Genomic DNA, 26,546 nt, shown 5'->3' with positions numbered 1-26,546 from the left:
TAATACGATAAATCAATACCACGTCAAAAGTCTGTGCACTTTTTAAAGCACACAGACTTATAACTTATAACCTATTACTTTTAACTTGCTTAATATCTATTATAAAAATAACTTATTTCATCTACCAATTGCGCATAAATTGGTTTGGTAAATTCTACAAATAACGTACTTGGTGGAGGAGGTAAAATTTCCCTTCTTTTTGTCATTTGTAATTGCTGTTTAGTCAGAGCCCTTTCATCGCCTTTGTAGCTTGCCCAGCTATCTTGCCAAATGTAAGTCCCTGGCAAACGTTGTTGTTTAATTATTTTATTAGTTTGATAATCGTAAATAGTCATCGATAACAATCCAGAAGATGAAACTTTTTTATCGAAAATACTCAATGTTGCCTTTACAATACCGTAAACTTTACCATTTGCTCTAGTTTCCTCAATTAAAACACTATCTTTTTTCAATTTTTCAACTCTTTCTTTAACATAGGTCTGACCAACCACAAAATTATCAAAATTTAATCGTAGCACTTGATCTGGAGTTATTTTCTGAGTGCTTGCTTGTTGTTCAGAATAGAAAATCACAAATCTATTTTTTTGGTAATTGCTCATAAATTCATTTACCTGTTGTTGAAAATATTGGTTACTTAACTTATAATAACTACTGTTCACAGCAACGGGCTGTACCACAACTTTTAGAACCGCAGCCCAATACGCATCATCCATTTTATGCTGAACATCTTTATAGTTTGGATAAAAATAGTTTGCTTTTTCGAAATTGAAATAAGCATTTTTAGCACTAATGCGATTGTTCTCATTCAATTGATTTACACCTAAAGTATAACGAGCCTCAGCTGATTTATATTTACTATCTTCTGCCTCAGCAATATATTTTGGAGGATTAGGAACCAAGCTTTGTGCAATAGGCGAACTATTAATCTCATCACTCAACTGATTTAATTGTTGGTAATGAGTCAAGATTGTTTCCCATTTTAATACGTTTGAAGAAAGTTTCGCCTCATCAATTTTTCTCAAATGATCTTTTAATGCCAATTCGTAAGCAGTTGTTAAAACCTGTATTGCTTCTGCATTTTTTGGTGAACTTTTTAAACGATCAACTGATTTAGAAACCGATGCATCGTAATTTCCATTTTGTAACGCATTTTTTCCAGTGGTACATCCAACAATTAGTATGGATAAATAAATAAAATACCGTAATCTTGAATTAGTTTTCATGGCTTTGAGAGTTATGTCAGTTAAGGAAGCGTTATTTTGATCATCCTTAACTAAACGTTTATATATACAAGACGATTTAAAATGAAGATAAGTTGCAAGGAGTTTGAATTAGAATTAAAACATCCATTTTCAATTTCAAAATTTACAAGAACTAGCACCCCATTATTGCTTTTAAAACTAAACTACGAAGGTTTTACGGGTTATGGCGAAGCTAGCATGGTGCCTTATATGGGCGAAAGTCAGGCTAGTGCCGCAGCATTTTTAGCAAAAGTAGATTGGAATAGGTTCCAACATCCGTTTGATTTTGCTGAAATTCATCAGTACTTAGATGCAATTGAAACGGGAAATCCAGCTATAAAAGCAGCGATAGATATTGCGCTAAATGATTTAAATGGCAAGATCTTAAATGAGCCTTGTTATAAAATTTTCGGAAGTGATCCTGCAAAAATGCCTGTAACTTCTTATACTGTGGGTATCGATACGCCAGAAGTTATCCGTGAGAAATTAAAAGATGCTGAAAATTTTAAAGTCGTTAAAGTTAAATTAGGTAGAGATAACGATAAAGAACTGATTAATACAATTAGAAGCGTTACCGATTTGCCTTTATATGTGGATGCAAACCAAGGATGGAGTGATAAAAAACAGGCTATAGAAATGTGCTATTGGCTCCACGATCAAGGCGTTTTATTAATTGAGCAACCAATGGATAAAAATAATCTAGAAGGAAATGCTTGGCTAACTGGGCGAAGTCCGATACCGATAATTGCAGATGAAGCAGTACAACGTATTGGAGATTTAGAAACATTAAAAGGGGCTTATCATGGTATCAATATCAAATTGATGAAAAGTGCAGGAATGTACGAAGCACACCAAATGATTTTAAAAGCTAGAAGTTTTGGTATGAAAATTTTGATTGGTTGCATGAGCGAAACTTCTATCGCAACCTTAGCTGGTATAGCTTTAGCACCTCTTTGTGATTGGGCAGATTTAGATGGTCCTTGGTTAACTAAAAACAATCCATTTAACGATCCAGAGATGAAAGATGGTCGTTATGTTTTAAATGATTTGCCAGGCTTAGGATTGACAGGTGTTGATGAAGGGTTGTTTGATTAGGTAGTAAACCTAAACCACTCCGTGAAAAATTATTTAGAAATTCATTTTTTGTTATTTTTTTCAATAGCTTTTTCTTCCTTATTAATTTTTGATAATTGATATACATTCAGTACAAAAATTTGTATTAGAATGAAAATTTTCCAAACATGATCGACAAAAGAGTATTTTTCATCAACAAACAACAAACATGCGCCTATTATTGTAAATAGATATATGAATTTTTGTTCGTTCATTTTCATAATTAAAATTTGTCTTATTATTTTTCCAATTGTTTGTTTAAATAGTGGCATCTGAAACCAGCTGACTAAAGAAATTATCAGTTTCAAGCAATTTTGAGGGTGATCCATTAGCTGTTATCATACCACTTTCAATAATATAGATTCTATCCGCAATTTTGGCAGTCTGCATTTTATGCGTAATCAAAATAATTCCCATTTCATTTTTCAATTGAGTTAACAGCTGTAAGATAAACTGCTCTGTTTTTCTATCCATTGCTGCAGTAGCTTCATCTAACAATAGCACTTGAGGCTTACGGTATAAAGCCCTAGCTACAGCAACTAATTGTTTTTGCCCACCAGATAAATTAATTCCCTCTTCACCAACTAAAGTGAAATAGCCTTGTGGCATTGCCTCAAAGTATTTGTTAAAACCATTTTTATTACAGAAATCTACAATGGTGAGTGTTTCTTCTTTTGCGTCACCGATCGCAATATTTTCTATCAACGTACCATTAAACAACTTTATTTCTTGTGGCACAGTAGCAACAATACTTCGCCAATTAGGAGTATAAATGTTTTCAATTGGTATATTGTTTACTAAAACCTTGCCTTGGTCCGCTTGGTAAAATTTCTCCAAAATTGCCATTGTTGTACTTTTACCACAACCACTTTCACCCAAAATGGCAATCATTTCTCCTTTGGCAATTTCAAAGCTAATATCTTGTAAAATGGCTTTTCGACCAGCAAAGCGAAAAGAAATATTTTTTACTTCTAATTGTTGAAAATTTATCTGAGTAATTTCTTGTTCTTCAAATTCTGGTTTAACAGAGGTAAAATCATGCATTCTTTCAAATGCGACTTTAGCTTCTTGTAATTGCAGATTGATTTGACTTAACCTCGCAACAGCAGGAATTAATGTACCAGCCAAAGAAATAATAGCCATCATTTCTCCCACCTTTAATTGTTTATGCAATACCATAAATGATGCTATAGTAATTAGCACAATACTTAATACTACGCTTATCACATCTGTTGTGATGGTGAAACGATTTCCTAGTTTTCCTAATGCAAAGGATTGATTTTGTAAGTTACTATATACCTTATTTATTTTGGTTGTAAAATGTTTCTCTAGACCGTGTGCTTTAATTACCATTATGCCATTAATGGTATCTATATAGTTGCTCTCGTTTAACGCACTAGCTACCATAACTGCAGACTGATTTTTTTTAATTGGCTTGGTATAACTTAATATAACCAATGCTACAATTGGTATAAAAGCAAATGTAACCAGTGAAATAGTTACGGAATAGTTGATTAGGAAAAATGCCGTGGTAAACAAAATAATAATATCTATAAATACTGAGCCCGAAATGTAGGCTATGTTTTTTTGAATGCGAGAAGTATCGTTCATCCTTGTGATCATATCGCCAGTTTTGCGGGTATCAAAAAATGATTTGGGCAAATGAACCAATGCTTTAAAAAAACTGCCAACTATTCTACTATTGAAATCTTTGCTTTGCAATAACAGAAAATGTTGTCGTATGAAACTTAACCCAGCTCTAATTAATAATACCAAAAACAATAAAATTAAACTGGTTATTAATTTTTGCTGGTTACCCGATGGCAAAATTTTGTCTATCAACTTTTGAGAGAAAATGGCAGTTGCCAAATTTAATACAGTAGTCAATATGCCCAATACCATTGTGATGGTTAAGATGTTCACATCATCTTTTATTAAATTCTTAAACCAAATCCATTTGGCGTTATTCTGTTGTCTTTTAAGCTCAAAGCTTTCATTTGGCTTTAGCTGCAATAAAGTTTTGCTTTGCCAAATTTTATTAAGTTCAATTTCGGTTAATTCAACTAATCCTTTGGCTGGATCGCCAACAACAAATATCCCCAAATAGGCATCAAAGCCATAATAAACTATATAATGTTGTAGGTTACCTTCCATTAAAACATGCAAAATGCAAGGTTCATTTAAGGCTTTAAGATTAGGCATGTCTGCCTCGAATGCTTCGGCAGTAAATCCTATCTTATTGGCACATTGGTACAATCCTAACAAGGTAGTTCCAGTTGCATTTGTTCCGCTAAGCTCTCTTAGTTTCTCTAGCGTACCACTTCCTTTATAATATTGAATAAGCGAAAGCAAACAAGCAACACCACAATCGGCTTGGTCTTGTTGTAGAGTGAATGTTTTATTAACTCTAGCTTGTTTACTCACTTGTTAAAAAGACTTAGATTAAGGTAAATAACTATTAACACCCATATGAACAAACCAATAAAATAGGTTAAATTAACTGTATAGGTCAAAGAGGGCGGATTATTTGGAGTAACAATTAATTTTAGCGAGCGAATTATTATAATAACATTTAGTATTTCCCATACATTAATTGTTTGTAGTGGATACATTAAATAAAAAGGCATATCATTTGGATGATACAAGTGAAATAAGGAGAGAGAAGAAAAGTTCAATAGATGGAAATTATTACCCGATTTACTAGCAAGAAACAAATAAATTAATTCAAACAAATATTGAAGAGCAAAAGCTACAGCCCCAGTAATTACTGCTTTAAAAACTTCATTAAAAGTTATTTTAAATTCTTTAAATTTTAACCCAACATAGATGATCATCGTGGTTAGCAATGAATTGACCATGAAGGTTATTGGGATTATCATAACACTAGGACTAATTGCAGGTTTATGATAATAGAATACCTGCGCTACGAGTGTAGTAGCTAATATTATTGCCATAAGGGTAATACCATACTTAAATGGAAAATCCTTAACTATTATATAAAATTTATTCATAAACTTTAATTACTGTATAAGCATTATTTTAAAATTTGGTTCTTCAAAAAAAAACTGCTCTAAGTTATTTTTTGCTTTTTGACCATATGGGATATTTACTTTTCTTTTTGGAACCAACTCCCAATTTTTATCCATAAATTTTATGTAAACGGTGACAGGTTCTGTAGACTTGCTACAGGTGTAAATAGGGCTAATATTAATCAACTTGTTATTCTTTATTTCTCCAATCCATTCAAGCCCAACAAACACACCTCCGGATGGTAATTCTACATTCAAATGGTTTAAATCTATTTCAAGCTTTTTGGATCCCCTTTTTAAACTTATAAATTCAGGCGTTTTTATTAGATCATCACTTGGCTTTCCAGTAATACCATCAACTGTATATAAATGGGCTCTAACAATCGCATCGGCTTCAGCTTTAACTCCATATTCTATAGACGCAATTTTACCCACTACTAAGGCGTTTGGCTTTATCAAATAAGCAACAGTTCGTCCCTTCATTCCGGAAATGTGAGCATATCTTTTAGAAAAATTGCCTAAATGGATTTTTTTTCCCTTTTTACTTTTTGAAGATTCAGACCCTTTAACTAAAACTTCATTTAAGTTAATTGATATAGGCAATAGATTAACTTGAATGGCTCCTCTAATATCAACTTCAGAAATGAAATCCTTCTCGAACCCCATTGAACTAACGATAAGCGTATCTCCTTTAATTTTTTGGATTTTAAAGTTCCCTGTTGAGTCTGAGTAAGTACCTATATTATTATGTTTATAAAAAATAGAAGCATAAGCAATTTCTTTGAGATTGGAACGATCTCTAACAATCCCGTTTATATCTTGGCTAAACGAATTGTAAGTAATGAATACAAAAAATAAAATTAAAAGTCTTTTCATTCTTAGATTATATATTATATCTGAATAATGTTTTAATGATTAGTGTAGGAACCATCATAAAATGTATGATAAATTTATTTTAAATATTTAAACAAAGAATCAACGGGTACTTGCTTAAGAAATTTTTTTACAAGTTTTTGGTTATCATTATATATGTACATAGATGGGAAAACGCTAGTACCAAACCTCTTACTAAAGATCTTATATTTATCTTGTAGTAATAAAATGCTTCTATGATTATCAATCTTATACTTACTTGAGAAACTATTAATTTCACTTGACTTATCAGGACTAACGAATAATATATGTGCTGTTTTAATTTGATTAATTTTTCTCCCTATTTCTTCAGCTTCATGCTCACAATACTCGCAATCTGTACTAAAATATATAAAAATAAGGTATCTATCTTTTGGTATATTATTTCGCATAAATGACTGATTGTTCATTAAGAAAAACTCAAAATCTGGCAATCTTTCTCCTAATATTTTATTCTCATCAATAACTTTGATCTTCTTGAAAATAGAATAGCTAAGGAATATGATTGTGATCAAACACACAGAAATTATAACACTGTTTAAATGTTTTCGGATCATTATTCGAAACAAGGCTGTAAAAAGCCTCAAAAAAATCAAGGCTTTTTATTTTAGTTTTTACACAATTTTATAACCCCCAACATGTAGTTACCGAAACTACATCATCTGCAATCCAAAATATGTAATGTGTCATTTCATATGTAGTAGATGGTCCACCACCACAAGCAGGGTCGCTCATGTTTACAGTTGTTATGCTAGATTGCTCCCAACCCCAAAATTTTCCGCCTTCAACTACTTCCATTTCTTTTAATCCTAATGTTTTCATAGTTTTTATAAATTAAAAATACACCTACTCTATTAAAGATTTTCGGCAAGCTCTTACTGTTGGCCAAACATTAAACCAAATGTATATGGGTTTTTAAAAGAAAAATAAAATTTTACCCTACAAAAAATGTAGGGTGATTTTTTTTAAAAGCTAAATTTATTTACATCAATAAATTTTTCTCTTAAGAGTATATATCGCTACTTATGTAAGAAAATTGTTTAAGCAGAAGTTTAAAATTTTTCTTTCCAGATTAAATACCTTAAACAAAGAGTTTAAAATAAAAAGGATGGTATGGTAAAACAAAACCAAAAACAAAAGGATTAGCTTAGATTTTGCACTTAAAATGCGCTAAAAAACACTCTTTTTAAATTGATGAATTTTTAAAGAAGTAATGTTTAGTTATTTTAGTTGCTACCTAAACCTATGAAAACAGCAACCGGAAGAGTAATTAAGGCTTTTAGAAAACACTTAAATTACAAACAAGACTTTGTCGCAAAGAAAATTAATATTACTCCTGAAACATTAGCCAATATAGAAAATGGGAGAGTAGGGATTGACTTAGAAAAACTTTACTTAATAAGCCTTCTATTTAAAGTGCCAGCTAGAGAAATATTAGCTCTTATATTAGAAATCTTTCAAAAGGGAAATGAAGAAGGTTTGAGTAGTGCTGTTAAACAACTGCGAATAATTAGACCCGATGAAGATCTTTTTGGAGAAGAGCCATAGGGCATCTACTTTTTAAAATCTTTAATAGTTTTAATCAATTGGATTTTCACGTAAACAAACGCCACAAAAGTTGCTCCAAAAAATGCAACAACTAATGGGCTTTTATTGTTATAAGACCATCCCATTCCAAAAATAGATAGGATTATGCCTAAATTAAAAAGTACGTTTAAGAGTATCTTTTTTTTCATTAGTAAACTGGCATATTTGGATCAAAAGCTTCTTGCCAAGCTAAAATACCACCTTTTAAATTGTATAAATTATCAAAACCATGTAGTTGCTCTAATTGCATAATCGCAGCAGCACTTCTTTTACCACTACGGCATTGTACAATCACTGGTTTATCTGTAGCAATTTTATCAGTTTCAATTAAAATCCCACCCAAAGGGATGTTTAAACCATCAAGATTAGAAGTTTCATATTCGAAAGTTTCTCTCACATCAATTAGTTGAAAATCTTCTTTATTATCTATTTTTTGCTTTAGTTCTTGTACTGAAATTTCCTTCATGATATTTATTTTTTTCAAACTTAGAGAAATTGCCTATGATATGCAATATAATTGGTTGACATATTATAGTCAATTTATCGTCCTCTCCTCTACCATTAAAAATATATCTTATAGAGGAAATATACGAAAAGTAGTTTTACAGACGCCTTAGCAAAGGGGTTTAAAAGTAAAAATCCCGATTAACCAAATAATCGGGATAAGCTTTTTTGAGTTTTGATTTAATTATTTTGATTTATCTCCATTCATAGCTTTATTCGTCGCAATTAAATTCTGGGTCATTTTAGCATTGTAAGAAATTTCTTGTTTTAAAGCCACAAATGCATTTTTAATATAGGCCATTGATTTTAAAGCTTTCATTGCTTTCATTACACCAGCACTTTTAATTTCTCCTGGCATGGTTATTAATTCCTTCGAAGATTTTACTAAATCAACACCCATGGTTACAAACATTTTAGATAATGCGATTAATTGATCTGGCTGTATTGGTGTAACATTAGTTGCTGGACTACCATCCATTGTTTGACCAGTTACACTTGCATAAAACTGAGGAATAGAACCTCTCGTGGTTTTCATTTGCTCTATCAGCTTTGCCGCCATTGAAGTTAATGCGTCTAACCCTCCAATTCCAGTTTCTTTTGGCGCTTGTAGTTTGTCTACTTTAGCTAGTTTTTCTAGAAACTCCTCAGATTTTGATAATGCCAATAAAGTGGCTCTTTGCGCTTTAAGCTCATCCAAAGACATTGTTTTAGTATCAGAAACTTCTGCAGGGTTTTCTGTTACATTTTCATCTTGTGCTTTTGCAGTCACACCTAATGCTAGGGCAAATACTGCGATTAGTAATAATTTTTTCATCAGTTAAAATTTAGTTTAAGTATGAAGCCATCGTGATCTTTAGTTTTCCTTTTGTTTGAGACTACGCTAGTTTCAGGGATGATTATATTTTTTTGTAAATATCAGCACGACAGTAAATTACATCAATACCCTGCTATTGGTATATTCAAATACCCATTGCCACGTAGCTAATTAAGTTGTTAGAAAGGAAGGAGGATGATTTGAAATTTTAATCACTTTAGAATTAAAGCAGTCATCTTATTTTATTCAAAGATTTACTGTAACAACTTGCGTTTAAAAGCGTTTAATAATAAATCTTGATTAATTTTGCTTTAATTATGAATAGCATCTCTCGTTTCTTTTGGTTTTGCTCAGGCACACACCTTTCCACTTTAGAAAAACATCCTACAGAACATAATAAATACATTGGTATAGGAGCAACTATCTTTTTTACAGGATTGTTTGCTGCTCTTTCTGGCGGATATGCCATGTATTTCGTATTTAAAGGCGGAGATTTTGCTTGGTTATTCGCTCTATTCTTTGGTATCATTTGGGGGCTAGCCATTTTTAACATGGATAGATACATTGTATCCAGTATTAATAAAAATGCAACAACAAGTAAACAAGTTTGGCAAGCAACACCTCGAATACTTTTAGCCATTATGATTGGGATGGTTATTTCCCGTCCGCTAGAACTTAAAATCTTTGACAAAGAAATTAAAGAACGCTTAAACATCAGTTATTTGAATGGGCAGCGATCTAAAATTGATACTTTAAATAAAGCTTTCGATAAAAAATATACTATTGAAATTGGAAAACTAAATGATGCTAAAGCAGAACGCGATTCATTAGCAGCAGCGATCAAAGCAGATAGACAGAAATTGAACTTTGAGATCTTCGGAAACAAAACAACTGAAACCTCTGGCGTTATGGGTTACGGCCCTTATGCCAAAAGGAAAGAAGCAGAGCTGAAACAACGCGAACAAAACTTAGATACCCTAACTAAAGATGTTCGTACGATGGAGAAATTTGTAGATGGCAGAAAACAGTTCGATGGTTTAATGACTGAGAAATTGTACACTACAAAACAGTTAGATAGTTTAAGCAATATTGCGGGTTTTGCAGATCGTAACTGGGCTTTAGGTCAACTGAGTTTTAATGTTGATGGTACAAGAGATACCAATACCGCAATCGCTATAACGTTTATCGGCCTGCTATTTATATTTTTTGAATGTTTACCTGTTTTTGTAAAACTGATGAGCAGTAGAGGCCCTTATGACCATTCTGTAGAAAACATAGAAGTTTCTCAAGTTCATCTATCAAATAAAGAAAGAGAATTCGAGGTCGAAGTAGCAGATGGCATCCATGAAACTCGTGTAAGTACAGAAATAGAAAAACGCAAAGAACAGATTCGCAATAAAGCCTACCGTGAATTGCATGGTGAGGACTAGTAAATCATCTCAATCGTAATAATTTTCAGACAATTTGTGTTTTTATATCGAATAGCACTACCTTAAGGCATTATTTTAATCTGATGAAGAAAATTATACTTGCCTTAAGCTTATTAGCCACATCAATTGGCGTTCAAGCACAACAAGAAATTAGTTACGAAGTTAGCTTCCCGAATGCTATTCACCATGAAGCGCAAATTAGCATGACTATTCCAAACGTGCCAGCCGGACCATTAACAGTTCGAATGAGCCGTTCTTCACCAGGCAGATATGCAACTCATGAATTCGGGAAAAACGTATATAACTTAAAAGCATTTGATGCAAATGGTAAATCCTTAGCACTAAATCAGCCAGCGGGCGATGTATATCAGATTCCAACTCATGGAACAAGCGTAAAAATAACTTATACCCTATTTGGTAATTGGATTGATGGTACCTATGCTGGTTTTGATAATACGCATGCGCACATGAATATGCCTGCCACTTTTGCGTTTCCGCTTGGAATGGATAACCGTCCTAGAATTGTGAAATTCAACTACGCAGAAAAGCAGGACTGGAAAGTAGCTACCCAACTTAAACCAATGGGTAAAGACACTTATTACGCCCCAAATTTGCAATATTTTATGGATAGCCCTACCGAAATTGCGAACTATAAAACTGCAAGTTGGGAAGTGAAAAACCCGAATGGGAAAACACAAACTATCCATGTAATTTCTCACTCAGATGATGAACAAAAAACCATTGACAATTATGCGGCAATGGTTAAGAAAATGGTAGCCGAACACATGGCAGTTTGGGGAGAGCTTCCAACTTATGATTACGGAAATTATTACTTCTTACAAGATGTATATCCTGCTAACGCAGGCGACGGAATGGAGCATAGAAACTCGACATCAATTGTACAACGTACACCAAAAATTGCAGGTTATGAATCAGCGCTGTTGGGTACATTCTCTCATGAATATTTTCACAGTTGGAACGTTGAAAGATTAAGACCAAAGGGTCTAGAGCCTTTTAATTTCGAACATTCTAATATAACCGATGGACTTTGGGTTGCAGAAGGCTTTACGCAATACTATGGTAATTTATTGTTAGCAAGAGCAGGTTTTAGAGCGGTAGATAATGCCGCACAAACTTTTAACGGTTTGGTGAACGCTGTTCTTAATTCGCCAGGAGCTAAAAACTTTACGCCAATTCAAGCTAGTCGCTATGCTGTATTTGCAGATGCAGGTGTGGCCATAGACCAAACCAATAAGAACAATATTTTCACTTCTTATTATACCTACGGAGCTGCGGTTGCTTTAGCACTAGATCTCCGCTTACGATCAGACTTTAAGCTTACACTAGACGATTATATGAGAGCTTTATGGAAAGCGTATGGTAAAACAGAAATTGCCTACTCCATGTCTGATTTAGAAAAAACATTAGCTCAGTTGACTAAAAATCCAGCGTTTGCTGCAGACTTTTTTAAAAACTATGTTCACGGAACTGCTAAAAATGATTATGCTAAATTATTACTAAATGCCGGTTTTGTTTTGCGTAAAGCCAATCCTGGAAAAGCATACACAGGTTTTGGAAGACTGGAATTTGAAAATGGAAAAGCAACATTAGGCGCAACCACCCAAGGCACCCCTGCTTATGATGCTGGTTTAGATATTGGCGACATCCTTTTAACTGTTGATGGCGTTGAGGTAAAAGATCAGGCTACGTTAACTAAAATAACCGAAGCACATCAACCTGGAGATGTTATTACCATTACTTATAATTATCGTGGTGAAGACAAAACCACCAAACTTACCTTTGCAGAAAACCCTGCGTTAGAATTAGTTTCTATTGAAAAAACTGGTGGTGTTTTAACTCCAGCTATGCAAACCTTTAGAGATAATTGGTTAAACTCACAAGTTAAATAATTAATCCCCTTAAAAGCTTTTAAGAAAATATATAAAATGAAAAGAACAATTTACACCCTATTGCTATTGTGTAGTGCTTCAATTGCATCTGCACAAGACATTAATAAAATTATCACAAAAGATTATGTAGATCATTTGATAAAAACATTGAGCAGTGATGATATGCAGGGCAGAAGAACATTTACTCCTGGAATTGATAAGGCAGCCACCTTTATCGAAAATGAATTCAAGCAAATTGGATTGAAACCACTAGATGGTGCAACCGGATATCGCCAAACATTCTACAAATACCAATTAAAACCTTCTTCAGTTAATGTAACTATTGATGGGAAAACAGTAGACAACCAAAACATAGCAATAGTTGGTAACAATTCGAAAGAACTTTCTTTTGATCAAACTAGTGGAGATGGTTGGATTAAACTTGATCCAGCAAAAGATTTCATGAGCCAATACAGAACAATTAGCAGAAGTGGCAAAAAACAGTTGGTATTAGTGGATGTGAAATTCGTAGATATGTTTAACCGTTTGAAAGCCCAACCTGCTAGAGCTGTTGATGAAAAAGACTTAACTCCTGCAAAACCTGGTGCTCTAGTTTTAATTTTAGACAAAGATACTGTAGCAAAAGATTTTAAGGTTGAATTGAAAAATGAAGTTGTGAAGATGCCTTTATTTAACGTTGCAGGTATTATTCCTGGTAAATCAAAAGCCAAAGACTTAGTTATTTTTTCTGGCCATTATGACCATATGGGTATTGTTGCACCGAAAGAAGGCGATAGTATTATGAATGGTGCAGATGATGATGCTTCTGGAACTTCGGCTATGATTGCCTTAGCTAAATATTACAAAAAGCTAAACAACAATGAACGTACTTTAATTTTTGTAGGCTTCACCGCAGAAGAAATTGGTGGTTATGGCGCTCGTTATTTTTCACAACAGTTAAATCCTGATGATGTTATTGCCATGTTTAACATCGAAATGATTGGTAAAGACAGCAAGTTTGGTAAAAATAGTGCTTTTATTACTGGTTACGAAAGATCCGATTTCGGCAAAATCTTACAGAAGAACTTAGAAGGAACAGAGTTTACCTTCCACCCAGATCCTTATACTGAACAAAATTTATTTTATAGAAGCGACAATGCTACTTTAGCAGCTTTAGGCGTTCCAGCGCACACAATAAGTACAGATCAAATTGATATTGATAAACATTATCATCAAGTTACTGACGAATATAAAACGCTTGATGTAGAAAACATCTTATCAACCATTAAAGCAATTGCTAAAAGTGCCGTGAGTATTGTAAAAGGTATTGATACGCCAACACGTATTCCAAAATTAGCACCAAGACAATAAAATTTTAACACTATACCATTCTCATGAAAATGGGAATGATATAGTGTAACTGCATTAAGATGCCAGTCAAGCTGAGCATAACGAGATGGTTAGCTGATCTCAAGCTCCATTACGTAATCATTCATCAAGAAACCGTTGCCAATTTCAATGTCAACGGTTTCTTTTATTTTAAAGCCTGCCTTTAAATAAAATTCCTTTGCATTGTTATTTCTATTCACATTAAGTTGCAATGCTTTTCCGCCACTGCGAACAGCTACATTCTTTACTTCATTAATCAGGATTTTACCAACACCCTTTCCATGCGTTTCTGGCAAAACATATAATTTGTGTAATTTATAAATTTGATTTTCTGCGTCTATAATTGAAAACCCAGCAAAGCCAACATCTTTATCTTGTTCAGTTTCTGTAGCAATTAAAAATGTATGTCCTTTTTGTAGTTGTGATAATAATTCGCCTCTATTATACATTAAATCAAGCATGTAATTTAACTGCTCTGCGCTAATATAAGCGCTGTAAGTTTGTGGCCAAATTTGTGCTGCCAAATCGCTAATGATAGCGATATCATCTTCTTTTGCTTTCCTTAAAACTATCATAACAACTCGCTTAAAAACAAATAATCAGTACTAAAATTAAAACTTACAAAACCATCATTCAACACCACAAAATCTCCGTTCTCTTCTTGCTTTAAATTACTGGTTTCGAAATACGAAATAATATCGATATGAAAAATTGAGCCCGCTGGTTTCCAAACACTAAAACCAGGTTTAACTGCATAGCTTTTCTCCGTTTCTGTAAACAACACGATATTAATTTCCGGTAAAAACTCGGCTAAATCATCAAATCTATTTTCCTTACTGATAATGTTTACAGCGGGATATTTTTCTGCAATTAAATATTTAACCACTGTTTGCAAATTAGCTCTAGATGAGAATATCCACTTTGTATTTTCCTGCTGTTGCATTTGCTCATCTGGTCCAATAACCACATCCACCTTTAAACCTAAAGAAATTGCTTTTTCATATTCGCTTGCGGCAACAATTAAAGTGGGGCTCCATTCTAATAACTGACCTAGAAATTCTTCGTCAAAATTACCTAAATGATGAATATATAGCGCTGGCTCTTGTTTTTCTCTTACAATATGATGTGATGACATGTAGCGAAGATAAAATGAATTTCAGTATTTATAGTAATAGTTATCAAATTGGATTGTTTCCCCTCACTTCCAATTATAGTTTTTCGCATAATCTAACAGCAAATCACCAAAATAGGCAGTAAAAATCTTTACATCACTCAAAAAGTGGCAAAAATGAATGAAAAATACCCATAAGTAGGTATTTTTTGTTACATCCAATTTATTGACTTTTAGTTAAGAAATCCTACCTAAAGGAAAACATAATAATTAATAGTTAAAAATAGACGAATAATATAATGCTAAACGAAAATTAAGGCAAAGCTATTATAAAGCTATTTAGGTTATCATACAACGCTCTTAAACCAAACAAACTATATCAATATTATGAAAATTCCACAAAAATTATTTGTTTTATTTGGGTTACTTATGGGTTTTAGTACCCTAGTAAAAGCCCAAGCTGGCGATGCAGAAAGTGCAGTAAAATACCGCAGAAATTCGCTCCATTTGATCTTACTTGAATCAGAAGATTTTCCTAGAAAAGAAACGGTAATGAAAGCCTACAGTAATGCTCCGTTTCCAGAAAAATACAATAACCATTCTATTGGCTTTAATTCTTTCGATCCATCACAATATGGTGTTGTTGGAACTGCTCCAACCACCGCCGCCACTAGCTCAAAAAAAGGGATGTTTAGTAGTTTAACCGCAACAGCTGGTGCATTAAAAGGAAGTGATGGTGATGGCTCCGAAATGTCATTAGTAATTAATAAGTTCATTAAGGATAAAAAGATTGCCAATCAACTTATCGCAAAATGGTTCGACCGTCAGCCAGATGGTTCTTTTGACATGAAACTTATTGCAGAAAGAGGTTCATATGACGCAACGGAAATGGCAGCAAATATTGCAAAGGGATCTGCAAGAGGAACTGCCTCTTTAGCTGATGCAGGTGAAGAATTGATCAAAAACACCTTTGTTGTTTTTACAAAACTGAAATTTGTAAGTAATGAGCCTATTGCCTTGGCTATTATGTTAGCTGCCAAAACACAAACCTCAAAATTAGGCACTTTCGGTCAAATGCTTGCAGATAAAGCCGCCGAAGCAGTTTATAACAAAACCAAAGAAGGATATTCTGTGTGGACAACCTCTTATTTATATCGATTGAAATGGAACGACACGACTGCAGCCGTTTTTTATGATAAATACTGGATGGATAAAAAGAGCTTAAATGTGAAGAAAAAGCAAGCATTTGACAACGCATCAGATTTTGACATGGAATTTGTAGGTAGCGAAAAATCTAGTACACTCGTTACGTTCTCCTTAAAATCTAAAAGAACTGAAGATGAAATTGTAGAATTAGCAACAGTACGAAACGTAGATAATGTTTTCGCAAAACTCCAAAAAGAATACGATGTATTTAAGCCGAAAACACCATTGTACTCTGGAGAACCTATCACGGCTAAAATTGGCCTAAAAGAAGGCATAGAAGGAGGTGATAAATTCGAGGTATTGGAACAGACCCTAGATCCTAAAACTGGCTTAACAGCATACGTGAGAAAAGGTATTATCACCGTCGATAAAAATTCGATTTGGGACAACAGATACAATGCTGCAGAAGGAGAGCTATCTGAAAAGGAGGATAAAAAAAGTAAATCTAAAACCCCAATTGATAGAACAACCTTTAAAGGTGGTAAAAACTTCGCTGCGGGAATGCTAATTAGACAAATCAAATAAACCAACAATTATTAATATTTATTATACAGATGAAAAAACACATCTTAAGTTCGCTCTTATTGTGCCTTTTTGTAGTTGGATTCTCTCTAACTACTAAAGCGCAAGCGCATGCAAAGAAAAAGGCCGACGAACAAACAGAAGCTTGGCGATATGAAGTTGAAGTAGCCGGAACCGGCGTACAAGGAACTTATTTAGTTAAAGTATGGTCGTACTCTAAACGCCCAGCAGTAGCCATTGAACAAGCCAAAAAGAATGCTGTACATGCAATTATTTTTAAAGGATTTCCAGGTAAAACAGGTATTGCTGGTAAACCACCCCTCACCACAAACGTAAATATTGAAGAAGAAAAGAAAGAGTTCTTCACCGACTTTTTTAGTGAAGGGGGTAAATACATGAAGTTTGTTTCTTTAACAACTGATGGTGCAGTAGCAGCGGAAGATAGACTAAGAGTAGGTAAAGAATACAAAATTGGTGTGCTTGTTTCTGTGAATGTTGCTTTACTAAGAAAAGATTTAGAAGACGCAGGCATTCTGAAATCTCTTAATGCTGGCTTTTAATTTTTAAACAATGAGAAAGAAATTATTATACGCTGGTTTAGCTGTATTGCTAAGCTATGCAAGTTGTTCAACTCCTAAAATTGCAAATAACTATTACACCCATAAAACAGAATGTGTGAGTGTGGAGCTAGATGGAACTCAAATTGTAAATGCATGGTCAAACACTGCAGAAACAGTTACCGTTATTGAACAAGCTAAAAAGAATGCAATAAATGATATTTTATTTGGAGGCATTGTAGAAGGAAAAGCAACCTGCGATGTGAAACCAATTTTAGCAGAAGCGAATATTAAAGCTAATAATGAAGCTTATTTTAATAAGTTTTTCGCTGATGGTGGAGCATACAGAAACTACGCTTTTATTAAAGATGATATGGTTGAGGTGAACTTTTCAAAAGACCCTGAGTATGCAAAAAGAATGATCAATAGTGGATTTATCATTAAAATTAAAAAACCAGAGCTTAAACAAAAAATGATTGCCGATGGCATTCTTAAACAATAACCTAGCATAAAAGATAGATATGAAACTAAAAATCATCAAAATAATGCTCTTATCTTTCATGATACTGGGCTTTACCACATCTGTATTCTCTCAAGCAAAAAAACCTACAATTATGGTGGTGCCAAGCGATGTTTGGTGCAATCAGAATGGTTACATGAAAGAATTCGATAATCAGGGAACAAAAGAAAAAGTTCCTGACTATAAAAGAGCATTTCAAGAAAATGCCGATCTAATTGCAATGATTAGTAAAATTAACGGATTAATGGCAGATAGAGGTTTCCCTTTAAAAAACATGGAATCTGTAATGAAATCATTGGCATCTGAAAGCGCCGAAGATGCTATGCTTACCTCTAAAAGTGGTGGTAGCGGCGTAGTAGAATCTCCAATTGATAAATTAAGGAAGACTGCTAAAGCCGATATCATTATGCAGTTAACCTTTGAAGTTTTAAAAACAGGACCTAAAAAATCGATCCGTTTTACCTTGCAAGGAATTGATGCGTATACTGATAAGGAAGTGGCAACCGCAGGTGGCACAGGAAACCCTTCGTTTAGTGCAGACCCAGCGGTAATGTTAGAAGAAGCAGTAATTGATAAGATCGATAATTTTAACGCAGGCTTGCAACGTCATTTTGATGATCTATTTGCGAATGGTCGTGAAATTATTGTTCGTGTTAAGAAATTCGAAAAATGGAATGGTGATTTGGAGAAGGAATATGGTGGAGAGGAATTAGGTACGATCATCGAAAATTGGATGAGAGCAAATACCGTTAAAGGCAGATTTAGCACCAGCGAATCAACAGAAAATATGTTACTGTTTGAGCAAGTGCGTATTCCGTTATACGATGCTTCAGGCAACGCAATTGATGCCAGAGGATTTACTAGAAATCTTCAAAAATTCCTTACCGCAGCGCCTTATACCATAGTAAATAAACTAATGACTAAAGGACTTGGTCAGGCTGTAATTGTTTTGGGAGATAAATAAAAATTAAAAGCTAAACATGAAAAAATTACTAATTTTCTTTATTGCGCTATTTACTGTTTTAGGTGCACATGCCCAAAATACGCAGGGTAAATCAGATGATCTTGGTAGAATAACGCTTGCAGCCTATGTACCCGATCAAATTGAAAAAATGCCAGAATCAGCCAGAAGCATTTTATCTAATAAGTTAAATCAGCTCATCTCTCAAAATGGAATTGGTGGCAGCAACATGAGCGAACGATTTATTATCACTGCAAACGTTGGTGTACTTTCAAAAGATGTAACAGCGACTGCCCCAACCATGGTAGCATTATCTTTAGATGTAACCCTCTATGTTGGTGATGGAATAGAGGGCACAAAATTCGCCAGTACTACAGTTAGTGTAAGAGGTGTAGGCGAGAATGAAACGAAAGCTTATATCTCTGCTATAAAAAACATTAATGGCAGCAACACTGCTATTCAGGCATTTTTAGAATCTGGAAAAGCAAAAATCTTAAAATATTACAACACCCGTTGTGACTTTATTATCAGCGATGCACAAAGCTTAGCGAATCAAGGAAGGTATGAAGAGGCATTTTATAAGTTATCGGGCATACCAGAATCAAGTAGTGCTTGTTACAGCAAAGCAAGAACAGCAATCATCCCGATTTATAAGAAACACATTAATAAAATGTGTCAAGTCAAATTATTGGAAGCCAAAACCGTTTGGGCAGCAAATCAGAATTTCGAAGGCGCAAATAGAGCTGGCGAAATCCTATCGCAAATTGATCCAAATTCTTCTTGTTACACAGATGTAAAAACCTTTGTTAATCAAATTGCAAAAAGCATTAAGGAAAATGATAAACGTGAATGGAACTTTATATTTAAGCAACAACAAGCAGATGCTGATGTCTTAAAATCAGCCTATTCTGCTGCTGCGGCCTATGCCACTGCGCAACAGCCACAAGCAGTTATTTATAACGTTAAAGGTTGGTGGTAATTAATTAATTCGATTTCAAATCGCTTGCATTTTAACTCATTGCAAGCGATTTTTTTGTTGATTAAACCTGTATTCCAGCCTGCATTACTTCTTTTTTGGAACCTTTGCACCTTCTTTCTTAGCTTCTGATAAGCCTATTGCGATGGCTTGTTTTTTAGAAGTTACTTTTTTACCTGTTCCGGTTTTTAACGTTCCTTCTTTTTTTTCATGCATTGCTTGCTCGACTTTTTCGCCTGCTTTTTTCGAATATTTTGCCATGATTAAACCTAGTTAAATGAAACAAATTAGTATCATTAGATGGTTTTTTTATAAACAGGTTAATTTAGCAACAGTTTTAAAAATATTATTTTTAATTAAGACACTTAAAAGAATACTACACATCACCACTTAAAGAACATGCGATTAATCTTATAATTACAGATAAATGCTTTTAAGAGTCTATAGAGTTGGGTGAGTTATTTTACAACTTCAAAAGTAAACGTTTTACTGCCAGCTAAGCCTTCATTCGTCATTCCTTGAATTACACCAATATATGTACCCGGTTGATCTGAAGTGTAAAAACTGAATTGCCCGACACCCTTTACATTCGTAGTTAAATTTGGAGACCAATATAAAACGTTTCTAAAATCTGGTAGGCGACTATTTTTCTGTTCCGCATTATCGTATACTGGCATATAGAATTCTCGCTGCAATTGCATACCCTCATAATCTAATACAATGGCATGAGGATCTAATTCTACTGTCGATAATTTGCTTTTATAAGTAGTGAATTTTAGAATTCCTTCAGCCATAATTGACCCATAATAATATTGATCTCGCACCACTTCTAATTTTTCAAACACATTTGGATCTATAGTCATCAATTTATTAAAGTCAAAATGAGGAACACCATCAATTAACACTAAGGGGTCTTCACTAAAATAAACTGTTTTGCTAACCATATTCATGTGAAAGTTATTGTTCCTTTTAGAGACCAATACTTCCCTTACATATTCTCGCAATACATCTTCTAACCTATTGAAGCGTGTATACTCATTAATTTTATAGGTTTTATAGGCTGTTTGAAAAAAATCAGTACTATCTACATTTGGAGCGTAAAATTGCTTCATTTGGTTGCTTACGTACATATTTTGAACCTGAACGCCTAAGTTCCTTTTTTCCAACTGCCCAATTACGTTTTGCTGTAAGGTTAGAGGTGTGTACTTTGTTGTGCTGTATTGTTCAGAAAAAGGGCTTTGAATTGAAATAGTGGAAGTACTATCTATTTTATAATTGGTTTGTATAATTACCTCATTGGATCCATAAAAGTCTTTCGTGTTAAATAAGAACTTACCATTTGCATCTGTTTTTGAGGCATAGAATTGAAGTCTTCTACTAGGAACACTCATATACACCAATGTATTTACTTCTGAAGGTACATTTCCATTTTTTAGGGTTCCAGAAACAATATGTCCATTATATTCTGGTAAATACTTGAAAGAAGGCGTGGTGTTCTGTAGTACTTCAGTCCAATTCAGTTTTCTCCAACCTTGAGTAAGCAATAAATTCTCTAATGCCTGATTGCTTTCTTCTGTAGTATTATTTAAGTAATATTCTGGTGATTCAAATTCACCTTTCAATTCAGAACTCAACCACATATAACTAGTGATATCATTCTGATTTTTAAATTCCAAGGAATCTAATTTTCGAACCGAGACTGATAAATTAGCTTCTTTAGGTTGACTTATTTCATTTTTAGTCTCAATATTCACCGCTACTTTTTGACGCTGTTTATATTGTAATAAATCGGATTTGGCAAGTATTTGAAGTTTTTTTGTCGGTGGTTTAAAAAACAATCTTTCACAAACAGGCTTACCCTCTTGATCAAATATGGTAATATAAGAAATGCCTTCAGGTAGTTTTTCTTTATCTATCTGGAGAGTAGCTTTTTTCTCATCAATAGATGCATCCAAGGCTACAATTACTTTCTTTCCTTGGTGAATGAACGCATAAACTCTATTTGCAGCTATATTTGTTCGTACTACTAAATCTAACTTCCCTGAATTCGTATGAGTTAGGTTCATCACATACCCTTGTCTAAGTGCTAAAGGAAGTTCTTTAATTAGTACCTCTCCATTTGAAATAATGGCAATTGCTTTATAGGTACGCCCACTAATAGGAGTAAATTTAAACTGACCATTTCCAAATTTTAAAGTCTGAAATCTAGCTACAGTATCATTCCGATCATCAACAACTGCTCCTTTTAAAAAAATTCCTTTCCCATTTGGGCTAATTGCCCTAAAGCCTACTGTAGAGGTAATTCCAACAACGAGGTCTCCGCCTTCTGGAAAAAACTGTAAATCTGTAGTATTATTGGTAGCATTTTGCTTTTCTGGTGCATTTTGTGGGTTAAGAAGAACTAGGGGTTTTTCAAAAAAGACATCTGGTCCAAAATTTTTCATCCAATTGGTATATGCCCTCAATTTGTATTTTCCGCTTTTAGCCATATTCGGAATGTCCAAAGAGCCACTACCGCTACCATTATTCAATTCAATTTTAGTTTGTAGTATAGGGTTGTTTTGCTGATCCAATACCTCTACATACGCAATCTTACTAATTGTTGCAGGTTGCCGATTAGTTGCATCAACATTATAAATTTTAAACCAGATAAGTTCTCCTACCAGATAAGATTCCTTATCGGTATGCATAAACATTTTTTCTTGAAATACTTTTTGCTGGTAATTCGTAAATGCTTGTTGTAGCGCAGGTAATATCTGTGCATTCAAAGTACTTCCGCTGATTAATAGCAAGAGCATAACTATATTAAATACAATTTTGTTCATGTATCTCATGTGTTTTATTGCCAAAAATCAGGTTTCTTATTTGTTCCTCTTATCGTACAATCGCCACATTGTTTTGTAGTACCATAATGCCCAATTATCGTAGTACCATTCTTTGCATAAAGAGGATCTAAAGGGACTAAAATAAACGAATGAAACAGCATGTCTTCTAGTTTTGATCCTGTTTTTGGTTCAGTAACCCAAACAGTATCTGTTGGCGTTGTACATTCATAAGGATAGATTGTTGTCCATTTTGGCAATTTATCTTTTGGAATAAATATGCGTTTCTGTTGCGTGGTTCCTACACTGATATACCCAATAACTGGTTCTGCCGGATCATTTACATTGTGAATGTTTCCTGTTAATTGAGATGGTTGCGCATCAAATATAGAGCCTAGGCTTTCTGTATTCTTTTTAAGTTTTTCCCAAAATCCAAAAGCTTCTTTAGTTAATGCATATTGTTTTACAAGGATGCTATATTTTTCTTCAATCTTTTCAGAAGTTGAAGGAATAAAAGTTAGGGGACTTAAATACATTACGTCATTCTCTAGTTTTGATGAAGATCCTAATATTATGGAACTTGATTTGTAGCTCTGCCAGCAGGTATAAATATTTTGGGTATTCATATCGCGGTCTAAAATTTTCTTCCCATCAGAAATATATCTAGACTCATATTCGGCATGAAAAAGCCAGGTTTCTACATACTCCCAACGATAGTACCGGGTATTATTAGTTGCATCATGGGTATTCGCGTAGAGTTGAACACCATCATTTTTAGCCGCCCAACTTACACTGTCAATTGGGGGGGTAATTTTTGCTTCTACAAAATCAGACAAATAACTTACACCGCCTTTAGTTTTAATGCTTAATCTGTACTTTTTATTGCTGTTTAAGTTCAAAGCTAATTTTGCATATTTGCCTGGAAGTTCTTCTATTAAAGGATACTTTTCATTTGCATCACTTTCAACAACAACAGTAGCACCAATCTCTGGTTTTGCCGTGTTTTTGTTAGCAATAATCACAGTTCTACTCAATTTAATAATTGTCGAATCTGCTCCAGCATTAATCATGCCTTCAACCACCAGTAAATTACTATTTATTGTAGTTACTTCGGGTTTAAAGGATTGCTTGCAAGACATTACTATGAATGTAAGCAAAATTAGATAGGTGTATTTATATGCTTTCATTCCTTAAAATCTAATATTGTAATTTACAAAAGGGATCGCACTGGCAAATATCGAAAGTTTATATCCATTAATTACTCCGCTTTCTTGAACAAAATAAGTAGAATACGCGTTCTTTGTACCGGTAAGGTTATACACGCCAAACGTCCATGAATTATGTGTTTTTTGTTTCAATTTGTGATTACCCTCTACATTAAAAGATAAATCCATTCTAAAATAATCAGGAATTCTGTAACTATTTCTATCAGAATAATAAACTCGCTCACTACCTCCATAATAATATTTAGCAATAGGAAGTGTAATTGGCCTACCTGTACTATAGGTCATATTTAAAGATATACTATAGCGTTGTTTCATACGATAATTCCCTGTAAAATTAAATGCATGTGGCTTATCATAATTAGCTGGGTAATCTGCACCATTATTAATTGTTGCGCCTGCAATCGGGTTATCCATTTTAAGCAATGTTCTTGAGTATGCATAGCTTAACCAGCCATTCAATTTACCCGTATTCTTTTTCAAAAAGAATTCAGCTCCATAGGCTTTACCTTTTGTGCCAACTACATCCGTTTCTATATGATGATTAAGCACAAGTACGGCACCACTTTTATAATCAAGATAATCTTTAATCTTCTTGTAGTACACTTCAATAGAAGTCTCAATGGTTTGGTTTTTGAAATTCTTGTAAATGCCTAAGGATACTTGACTTCCAAATTGGGGTTTAATATTAGGATCGCTTAGTTTCCAAACATCTGTTGGCGCTATTGCTGTTGTATTAGATAAAAGGTGGATGTATTGTCTCAGCGTATTGTAAGATGCCTTGATGGAAAGATCTTGATTAAAACTATACCTAGCCGATGCTCTTATTTCTGGCCCATGATAGGTTTGTATGAATTTGTTTTTCGCATAAGTGGTAGTACCTATTTGATTTACCTCTTCTATTGGCAAATTAGGTGCATAGTTATTAATCGTATGTGCTCCTAAATAATTGTATAACGAATAACGAAGCCCAACGTCAAAAGATAAATCATTTGTAACATCATATTTATCTCCTAGGTAAATTGCACTTTCCAAAGCTTGTTCTTGCTCTATAATATCTGTTTTAACGAGTGATTTTTCACCTAAAGGCTTAAAGCTGCCCGGTTTAAGTTGATAGTAAATGCTTGATAACCCGAAACCAATGGTATGCTTTTCGTTTAAGCGATAATTAAAGTCTGTTTTAAAATTATACTGAGCGATACTAAAATCAAGTTTATAGGCATTTATAGGATTTACATCTGCCTTTACGTTATATGAATATAAATCAACACCACTGGTTAATGTTCCAGAAAATTTATCATTGAAATCATGCTTCCATTTAATAGAACCGTTCTTATTGGCATAGGCGTATGCGGTATCGCTATTTAATTTAAAGTCGTCTGTACTATAATAGCCTGATAAAGAGATTTTATTCTTTTCGTTAAAAATGTGAGTTATGCCTAAATTCAAGTCTGTAAAGGATGCCTTACTTCGTTTATATGCATCTGGCAAGAGTTTTAGTAACCAATTCGAATACGTAGTACGTCCGCCAAATATAAACGATGTTTTATTGCTGTCTATTGGTCCTTCAATATTTAATCTACTTGTAATTAATCCAATACCTGCTGTTCCGGTAAATTTTTTCATATTACCTTCTCTATTTGTCACTTCTAATACCGACGACAGTCTACCTCCAAATTTTTCTGGTATAGTGCTTTTATACAGTTGAACATCCTTGACTACATCTGGATTGAAAGCAGAGAAAAATCCGAAAAAGTGGGACGGATTATAAATTGTTGCGTCATTTAGTAAGATCAAATTCTGATCCGCTGAGCCACCGCGAACATTAAATCCAGTACTAGCTTCTCCAACAGATTGTACTCCTGGAAGTGTTAATATCACTCTTAAAATATCAGGCTCTCCAAAAACAGTTGGCACCTGTTTTATAGCTTTAATATCTAAACGGTTAACACCCATCTCTAAACTTTTTACATTCGCAATTCGGTCAGCAGATATTTTAACTTCTTTTAACGCATAAATAGATTCTTGCACAGTGATATCTAAATTCCCATCATCGTATAAAATCAATTGCCTTTGCGCATCTGCATGACCACCCGCTTTCACTAAAAGTGTTTGCTTTCCGCTTGGTAATGTAAGTGTATAAAAACCATTATCATCTGAAATTGCTCCTAGAGGTGAATTAACTACAAAAATACTTCCACCTGCAATAGGATCACCAGTTTTTAAATCACGTATATAGCCAGCAATAGTTACTGATTTACTTTTAATTTGATTTGTTTTAAAACCGATTTCATAAATCTTATTTGCCAAATTAGCATTTTGTGCATTTCTATTTTGCATTAACGCTAGCTTCTGTTGAGCAGGATTGACATTGGTTTGGGCAGTAGATTTAGTGTCTTTAGGATAATAATCTGATGCAAGATTAACGTTTAATGATTTCGTTTTGCTAAGGAATACTTGCTGTTCATGACGTAAAAAGTTGAACCCTGTATTCTTAAAAACATTAGTTAAGATATCATCTAAGCTCTTTTTTTCGGCCTTGAATGTAATGGCAAGGCTATCTGCTTGAATCGGATCGTAAAAGAAATGCACTCCACTTTTTGCCTCTAAATCTAAAACAACCTGCTTAAGATTAGCATTTGTATAGTTAACCGTAAACAAAATATCATCGGGCTTTTGTGCCGATGCTTTTATAAACATGGTAGTCATCAATACTATTAAGAGGCCTAACAAACGCATA

At 33.8% G+C, this 26,546-nt stretch carries 25 protein-coding genes; 10 read left to right on the top strand and 15 right to left on the bottom strand.

From position 1 onward, the window contains the following. Positions 1 to 89: 89 nt before the first annotated feature. Positions 90 to 1,223: a hypothetical protein gene (locus tag HQN85_RS08055; RefSeq protein WP_173271036.1), complete on the bottom strand. Its 1,134-nt coding sequence runs from the start codon at positions 1,221 to 1,223 to the stop codon at positions 90 to 92. Between the two features lie 81 nt (positions 1,224 to 1,304). On the opposite strand from HQN85_RS08055, the gene HQN85_RS08050 reads away from it, so the two are divergent. Next, positions 1,305 to 2,336 carry a dipeptide epimerase gene (locus tag HQN85_RS08050; protein WP_173271034.1) on the top strand — a complete coding sequence of 344 codons (1,032 nt, stop codon included), beginning with the start codon at positions 1,305 to 1,307 and terminating at the stop codon, positions 2,334 to 2,336. A 276-nt stretch (positions 2,337 to 2,612) separates the two neighbouring features. Here HQN85_RS08050 and HQN85_RS15870 read toward each other — a convergent pair whose 3' ends face one another. From HQN85_RS15870 to HQN85_RS08030, 5 genes are all read right to left on the bottom strand, one after another. Further along, the gene (locus HQN85_RS15870) at positions 2,613 to 4,778 is read right to left on the bottom strand and encodes a peptidase domain-containing ABC transporter (RefSeq protein WP_173271032.1); all 2,166 of its coding nucleotides are present in this window, start codon (positions 4,776 to 4,778) and stop codon (positions 2,613 to 2,615) included. Continuing rightward, positions 4,775 to 5,308, bottom strand: a complete 534-nt coding sequence (locus tag HQN85_RS15705; protein WP_216847251.1) for a hypothetical protein — start codon at positions 5,306 to 5,308, stop codon at positions 4,775 to 4,777. Before HQN85_RS15705 ends, HQN85_RS15870 begins: the two co-directional genes overlap by 4 nt. A gap of 66 nt (positions 5,309 to 5,374) precedes the next feature. Further along, positions 5,375 to 6,259 carry a carboxypeptidase-like regulatory domain-containing protein gene (locus tag HQN85_RS08040; RefSeq protein ID WP_173271030.1) on the bottom strand — a complete coding sequence of 295 codons (885 nt, stop codon included), beginning with the start codon at positions 6,257 to 6,259 and terminating at the stop codon, positions 5,375 to 5,377. Between the two features lie 74 nt (positions 6,260 to 6,333). After that, complete coding sequence (locus HQN85_RS08035; protein ID WP_173271028.1) at positions 6,334 to 6,810, bottom strand: peroxiredoxin family protein; 477 nt, start codon at positions 6,808 to 6,810, stop codon at positions 6,334 to 6,336. 109 nt (positions 6,811 to 6,919) lie between these two features. After that, positions 6,920 to 7,117 (bottom strand): hypothetical protein, encoded by a 198-nt coding sequence (locus HQN85_RS08030; protein WP_173271026.1) that lies wholly within the window; start codon positions 7,115 to 7,117, stop codon positions 6,920 to 6,922. 423 nt (positions 7,118 to 7,540) lie between these two features. Here HQN85_RS08030 and HQN85_RS08025 point away from each other — a divergent pair, with 423 nt between their 5' ends. Beyond that, on the top strand, positions 7,541 to 7,843 hold the full coding sequence (locus HQN85_RS08025; protein WP_173271024.1) for a helix-turn-helix transcriptional regulator: 303 nt from the start codon (positions 7,541 to 7,543) through the stop codon (positions 7,841 to 7,843). 5 nt (positions 7,844 to 7,848) lie between these two features. Here the strand turns inward: HQN85_RS08025 and HQN85_RS08020 are convergent, their stop codons facing one another. From HQN85_RS08020 to HQN85_RS08010, 3 genes are all read right to left on the bottom strand, one after another. Beyond that, the gene (locus HQN85_RS08020; protein ID WP_173271022.1) at positions 7,849 to 8,031 is read right to left on the bottom strand and encodes a DUF6358 family protein; all 183 of its coding nucleotides are present in this window, start codon (positions 8,029 to 8,031) and stop codon (positions 7,849 to 7,851) included. Then, on the bottom strand, positions 8,031 to 8,348 hold the full coding sequence (locus tag HQN85_RS08015) for a rhodanese-like domain-containing protein (protein WP_173271020.1): 318 nt from the start codon (positions 8,346 to 8,348) through the stop codon (positions 8,031 to 8,033). Before HQN85_RS08015 ends, HQN85_RS08020 begins: the two co-directional genes overlap by 1 nt. Before the next feature lie 222 nt (positions 8,349 to 8,570). Next, positions 8,571 to 9,200, bottom strand: coding sequence for a hypothetical protein (locus HQN85_RS08010; RefSeq protein ID WP_173271018.1), 630 nt, complete (start codon positions 9,198 to 9,200; stop codon positions 8,571 to 8,573). A gap of 317 nt (positions 9,201 to 9,517) precedes the next feature. On the opposite strand from HQN85_RS08010, the gene HQN85_RS08005 reads away from it, so the two are divergent. The 3 genes from HQN85_RS08005 (at position 9,518) to HQN85_RS07995 (ending at position 13,890) form a co-directional block, all read left to right on the top strand. Further along, positions 9,518 to 10,630 (top strand): DUF4407 domain-containing protein, encoded by a 1,113-nt coding sequence (locus HQN85_RS08005; protein WP_173271016.1) that lies wholly within the window; start codon positions 9,518 to 9,520, stop codon positions 10,628 to 10,630. Between the two features lie 83 nt (positions 10,631 to 10,713). Continuing rightward, on the top strand, positions 10,714 to 12,540 hold the full coding sequence (locus HQN85_RS08000; protein WP_173271014.1) for a M61 family metallopeptidase: 1,827 nt from the start codon (positions 10,714 to 10,716) through the stop codon (positions 12,538 to 12,540). A 36-nt stretch (positions 12,541 to 12,576) separates the two neighbouring features. Further along, positions 12,577 to 13,890: a M20/M25/M40 family metallo-hydrolase gene (locus HQN85_RS07995; protein WP_173271012.1), complete on the top strand. Its 1,314-nt coding sequence runs from the start codon at positions 12,577 to 12,579 to the stop codon at positions 13,888 to 13,890. A gap of 89 nt (positions 13,891 to 13,979) precedes the next feature. On the opposite strand, the gene HQN85_RS07990 is transcribed toward HQN85_RS07995, so the two are convergent. After that, the gene (locus HQN85_RS07990) at positions 13,980 to 14,483 is read right to left on the bottom strand and encodes a GNAT family N-acetyltransferase (protein WP_173271010.1); all 504 of its coding nucleotides are present in this window, start codon (positions 14,481 to 14,483) and stop codon (positions 13,980 to 13,982) included. After that, positions 14,480 to 15,043 carry a thiamine pyrophosphokinase gene (locus tag HQN85_RS07985; RefSeq protein ID WP_173271008.1) on the bottom strand — a complete coding sequence of 188 codons (564 nt, stop codon included), beginning with the start codon at positions 15,041 to 15,043 and terminating at the stop codon, positions 14,480 to 14,482. Before HQN85_RS07985 ends, HQN85_RS07990 begins: the two co-directional genes overlap by 4 nt. 363 nt (positions 15,044 to 15,406) lie before the next feature. Here HQN85_RS07985 and HQN85_RS07980 point away from each other — a divergent pair, with 363 nt between their 5' ends. The 5 genes from HQN85_RS07980 to HQN85_RS07960 are packed head-to-tail and all read left to right on the top strand — an operon-like array spanning position 15,407 to position 19,764. After that, a complete protein-coding gene (locus tag HQN85_RS07980) occupies positions 15,407 to 16,750 on the top strand; it encodes a hypothetical protein (protein WP_173271006.1) in 1,344 nt (447 codons plus the stop codon). A gap of 29 nt (positions 16,751 to 16,779) precedes the next feature. Then, the gene (locus HQN85_RS07975) at positions 16,780 to 17,307 is read left to right on the top strand and encodes a hypothetical protein (protein WP_173271004.1); all 528 of its coding nucleotides are present in this window, start codon (positions 16,780 to 16,782) and stop codon (positions 17,305 to 17,307) included. 10 nt (positions 17,308 to 17,317) lie between these two features. Further along, a complete protein-coding gene (locus HQN85_RS07970) occupies positions 17,318 to 17,806 on the top strand; it encodes a hypothetical protein (RefSeq protein ID WP_173271002.1) in 489 nt (162 codons plus the stop codon). Positions 17,807 to 17,825: 19 nt separating this feature from the next. Continuing rightward, positions 17,826 to 18,788 carry a DUF6175 family protein gene (locus HQN85_RS07965; protein ID WP_216847250.1) on the top strand — a complete coding sequence of 321 codons (963 nt, stop codon included), beginning with the start codon at positions 17,826 to 17,828 and terminating at the stop codon, positions 18,786 to 18,788. 16 nt (positions 18,789 to 18,804) lie between these two features. Next, complete coding sequence (locus HQN85_RS07960; protein WP_173271000.1) at positions 18,805 to 19,764, top strand: hypothetical protein; 960 nt, start codon at positions 18,805 to 18,807, stop codon at positions 19,762 to 19,764. Between the two features lie 84 nt (positions 19,765 to 19,848). On the opposite strand, the gene HQN85_RS07955 is transcribed toward HQN85_RS07960, so the two are convergent. From HQN85_RS07955 to HQN85_RS07940, 4 genes are all read right to left on the bottom strand, one after another. Continuing rightward, complete coding sequence (locus HQN85_RS07955) at positions 19,849 to 20,022, bottom strand: DUF6496 domain-containing protein (RefSeq protein ID WP_173270998.1); 174 nt, start codon at positions 20,020 to 20,022, stop codon at positions 19,849 to 19,851. 197 nt (positions 20,023 to 20,219) lie between these two features. Then, positions 20,220 to 22,586, bottom strand: a complete 2,367-nt coding sequence (locus HQN85_RS07950; RefSeq protein ID WP_173270996.1) for a hypothetical protein — start codon at positions 22,584 to 22,586, stop codon at positions 20,220 to 20,222. 14 nt (positions 22,587 to 22,600) lie between these two features. Continuing rightward, positions 22,601 to 23,770 carry a DUF4249 domain-containing protein gene (locus tag HQN85_RS07945; RefSeq protein ID WP_173270995.1) on the bottom strand — a complete coding sequence of 390 codons (1,170 nt, stop codon included), beginning with the start codon at positions 23,768 to 23,770 and terminating at the stop codon, positions 22,601 to 22,603. Positions 23,771 to 23,773: 3 nt separating this feature from the next. Next, the gene (locus tag HQN85_RS07940) at positions 23,774 to 26,545 is read right to left on the bottom strand and encodes a TonB-dependent receptor (protein ID WP_173270993.1); all 2,772 of its coding nucleotides are present in this window, start codon (positions 26,543 to 26,545) and stop codon (positions 23,774 to 23,776) included. Position 26,546 lies beyond the last annotated feature (1 nt).

The sequence above is a fragment of the Pedobacter boryungensis genome (assembly GCF_013204825.1).
Lineage (GTDB): Bacteria > Bacteroidota > Bacteroidia > Sphingobacteriales > Sphingobacteriaceae > Pedobacter > Pedobacter boryungensis.
The sequence above is the reverse complement of the archived record's forward strand: the minus strand, read 5'-3'. Positions and strand labels throughout refer to the sequence as shown.

Excerpts from the sequence above, each read along its gene's own strand:
- HQN85_RS08015 (WP_173271020.1), bottom strand. The coding sequence starts at position 8,348 with ATGAAGGAAATTTCAGTACAAGAACTAAAGCAAAAAATAGATAATAAA.
- HQN85_RS08005 (WP_173271016.1), top strand. The coding sequence starts at position 9,518 with ATGAATAGCATCTCTCGTTTCTTTTGGTTTTGCTCAGGCACACACCTT.
- HQN85_RS07955 (WP_173270998.1), bottom strand. The coding sequence starts at position 20,022 with ATGGCAAAATATTCGAAAAAAGCAGGCGAAAAAGTCGAGCAAGCAATG.
- HQN85_RS07985 (WP_173271008.1), bottom strand. The coding sequence starts at position 15,043 with ATGTCATCACATCATATTGTAAGAGAAAAACAAGAGCCAGCGCTATAT.
- HQN85_RS08050 (WP_173271034.1), top strand. The coding sequence starts at position 1,305 with ATGAAGATAAGTTGCAAGGAGTTTGAATTAGAATTAAAACATCCATTT.
- HQN85_RS07950 (WP_173270996.1), bottom strand. The coding sequence starts at position 22,586 with ATGAACAAAATTGTATTTAATATAGTTATGCTCTTGCTATTAATCAGC.
- HQN85_RS08055 (WP_173271036.1), bottom strand. The coding sequence starts at position 1,223 with ATGAAAACTAATTCAAGATTACGGTATTTTATTTATTTATCCATACTA.
- HQN85_RS07940 (WP_173270993.1), bottom strand. The coding sequence starts at position 26,545 with ATGCGTTTGTTAGGCCTCTTAATAGTATTGATGACTACCATGTTTATA.
- HQN85_RS08000 (WP_173271014.1), top strand. The coding sequence starts at position 10,714 with ATGAAGAAAATTATACTTGCCTTAAGCTTATTAGCCACATCAATTGGC.
- HQN85_RS15705 (WP_216847251.1), bottom strand. The coding sequence starts at position 5,308 with ATGGCAATAATATTAGCTACTACACTCGTAGCGCAGGTATTCTATTAT.
- HQN85_RS07980 (WP_173271006.1), top strand. The coding sequence starts at position 15,407 with ATGAAAATTCCACAAAAATTATTTGTTTTATTTGGGTTACTTATGGGT.
- HQN85_RS07965 (WP_216847250.1), top strand. The coding sequence starts at position 17,826 with ATGAAACTAAAAATCATCAAAATAATGCTCTTATCTTTCATGATACTG.
- HQN85_RS07970 (WP_173271002.1), top strand. The coding sequence starts at position 17,318 with ATGAGAAAGAAATTATTATACGCTGGTTTAGCTGTATTGCTAAGCTAT.
- HQN85_RS08010 (WP_173271018.1), bottom strand. The coding sequence starts at position 9,200 with ATGAAAAAATTATTACTAATCGCAGTATTTGCCCTAGCATTAGGTGTG.
- HQN85_RS08030 (WP_173271026.1), bottom strand. The coding sequence starts at position 7,117 with ATGAAAACATTAGGATTAAAAGAAATGGAAGTAGTTGAAGGCGGAAAA.
- HQN85_RS07945 (WP_173270995.1), bottom strand. The coding sequence starts at position 23,770 with ATGAAAGCATATAAATACACCTATCTAATTTTGCTTACATTCATAGTA.
- HQN85_RS08040 (WP_173271030.1), bottom strand. The coding sequence starts at position 6,259 with ATGAAAAGACTTTTAATTTTATTTTTTGTATTCATTACTTACAATTCG.
- HQN85_RS07975 (WP_173271004.1), top strand. The coding sequence starts at position 16,780 with ATGAAAAAACACATCTTAAGTTCGCTCTTATTGTGCCTTTTTGTAGTT.
- HQN85_RS07960 (WP_173271000.1), top strand. The coding sequence starts at position 18,805 with ATGAAAAAATTACTAATTTTCTTTATTGCGCTATTTACTGTTTTAGGT.
- HQN85_RS08025 (WP_173271024.1), top strand. The coding sequence starts at position 7,541 with ATGAAAACAGCAACCGGAAGAGTAATTAAGGCTTTTAGAAAACACTTA.
- HQN85_RS07990 (WP_173271010.1), bottom strand. The coding sequence starts at position 14,483 with ATGATAGTTTTAAGGAAAGCAAAAGAAGATGATATCGCTATCATTAGC.
- HQN85_RS08020 (WP_173271022.1), bottom strand. The coding sequence starts at position 8,031 with ATGAAAAAAAAGATACTCTTAAACGTACTTTTTAATTTAGGCATAATC.
- HQN85_RS07995 (WP_173271012.1), top strand. The coding sequence starts at position 12,577 with ATGAAAAGAACAATTTACACCCTATTGCTATTGTGTAGTGCTTCAATT.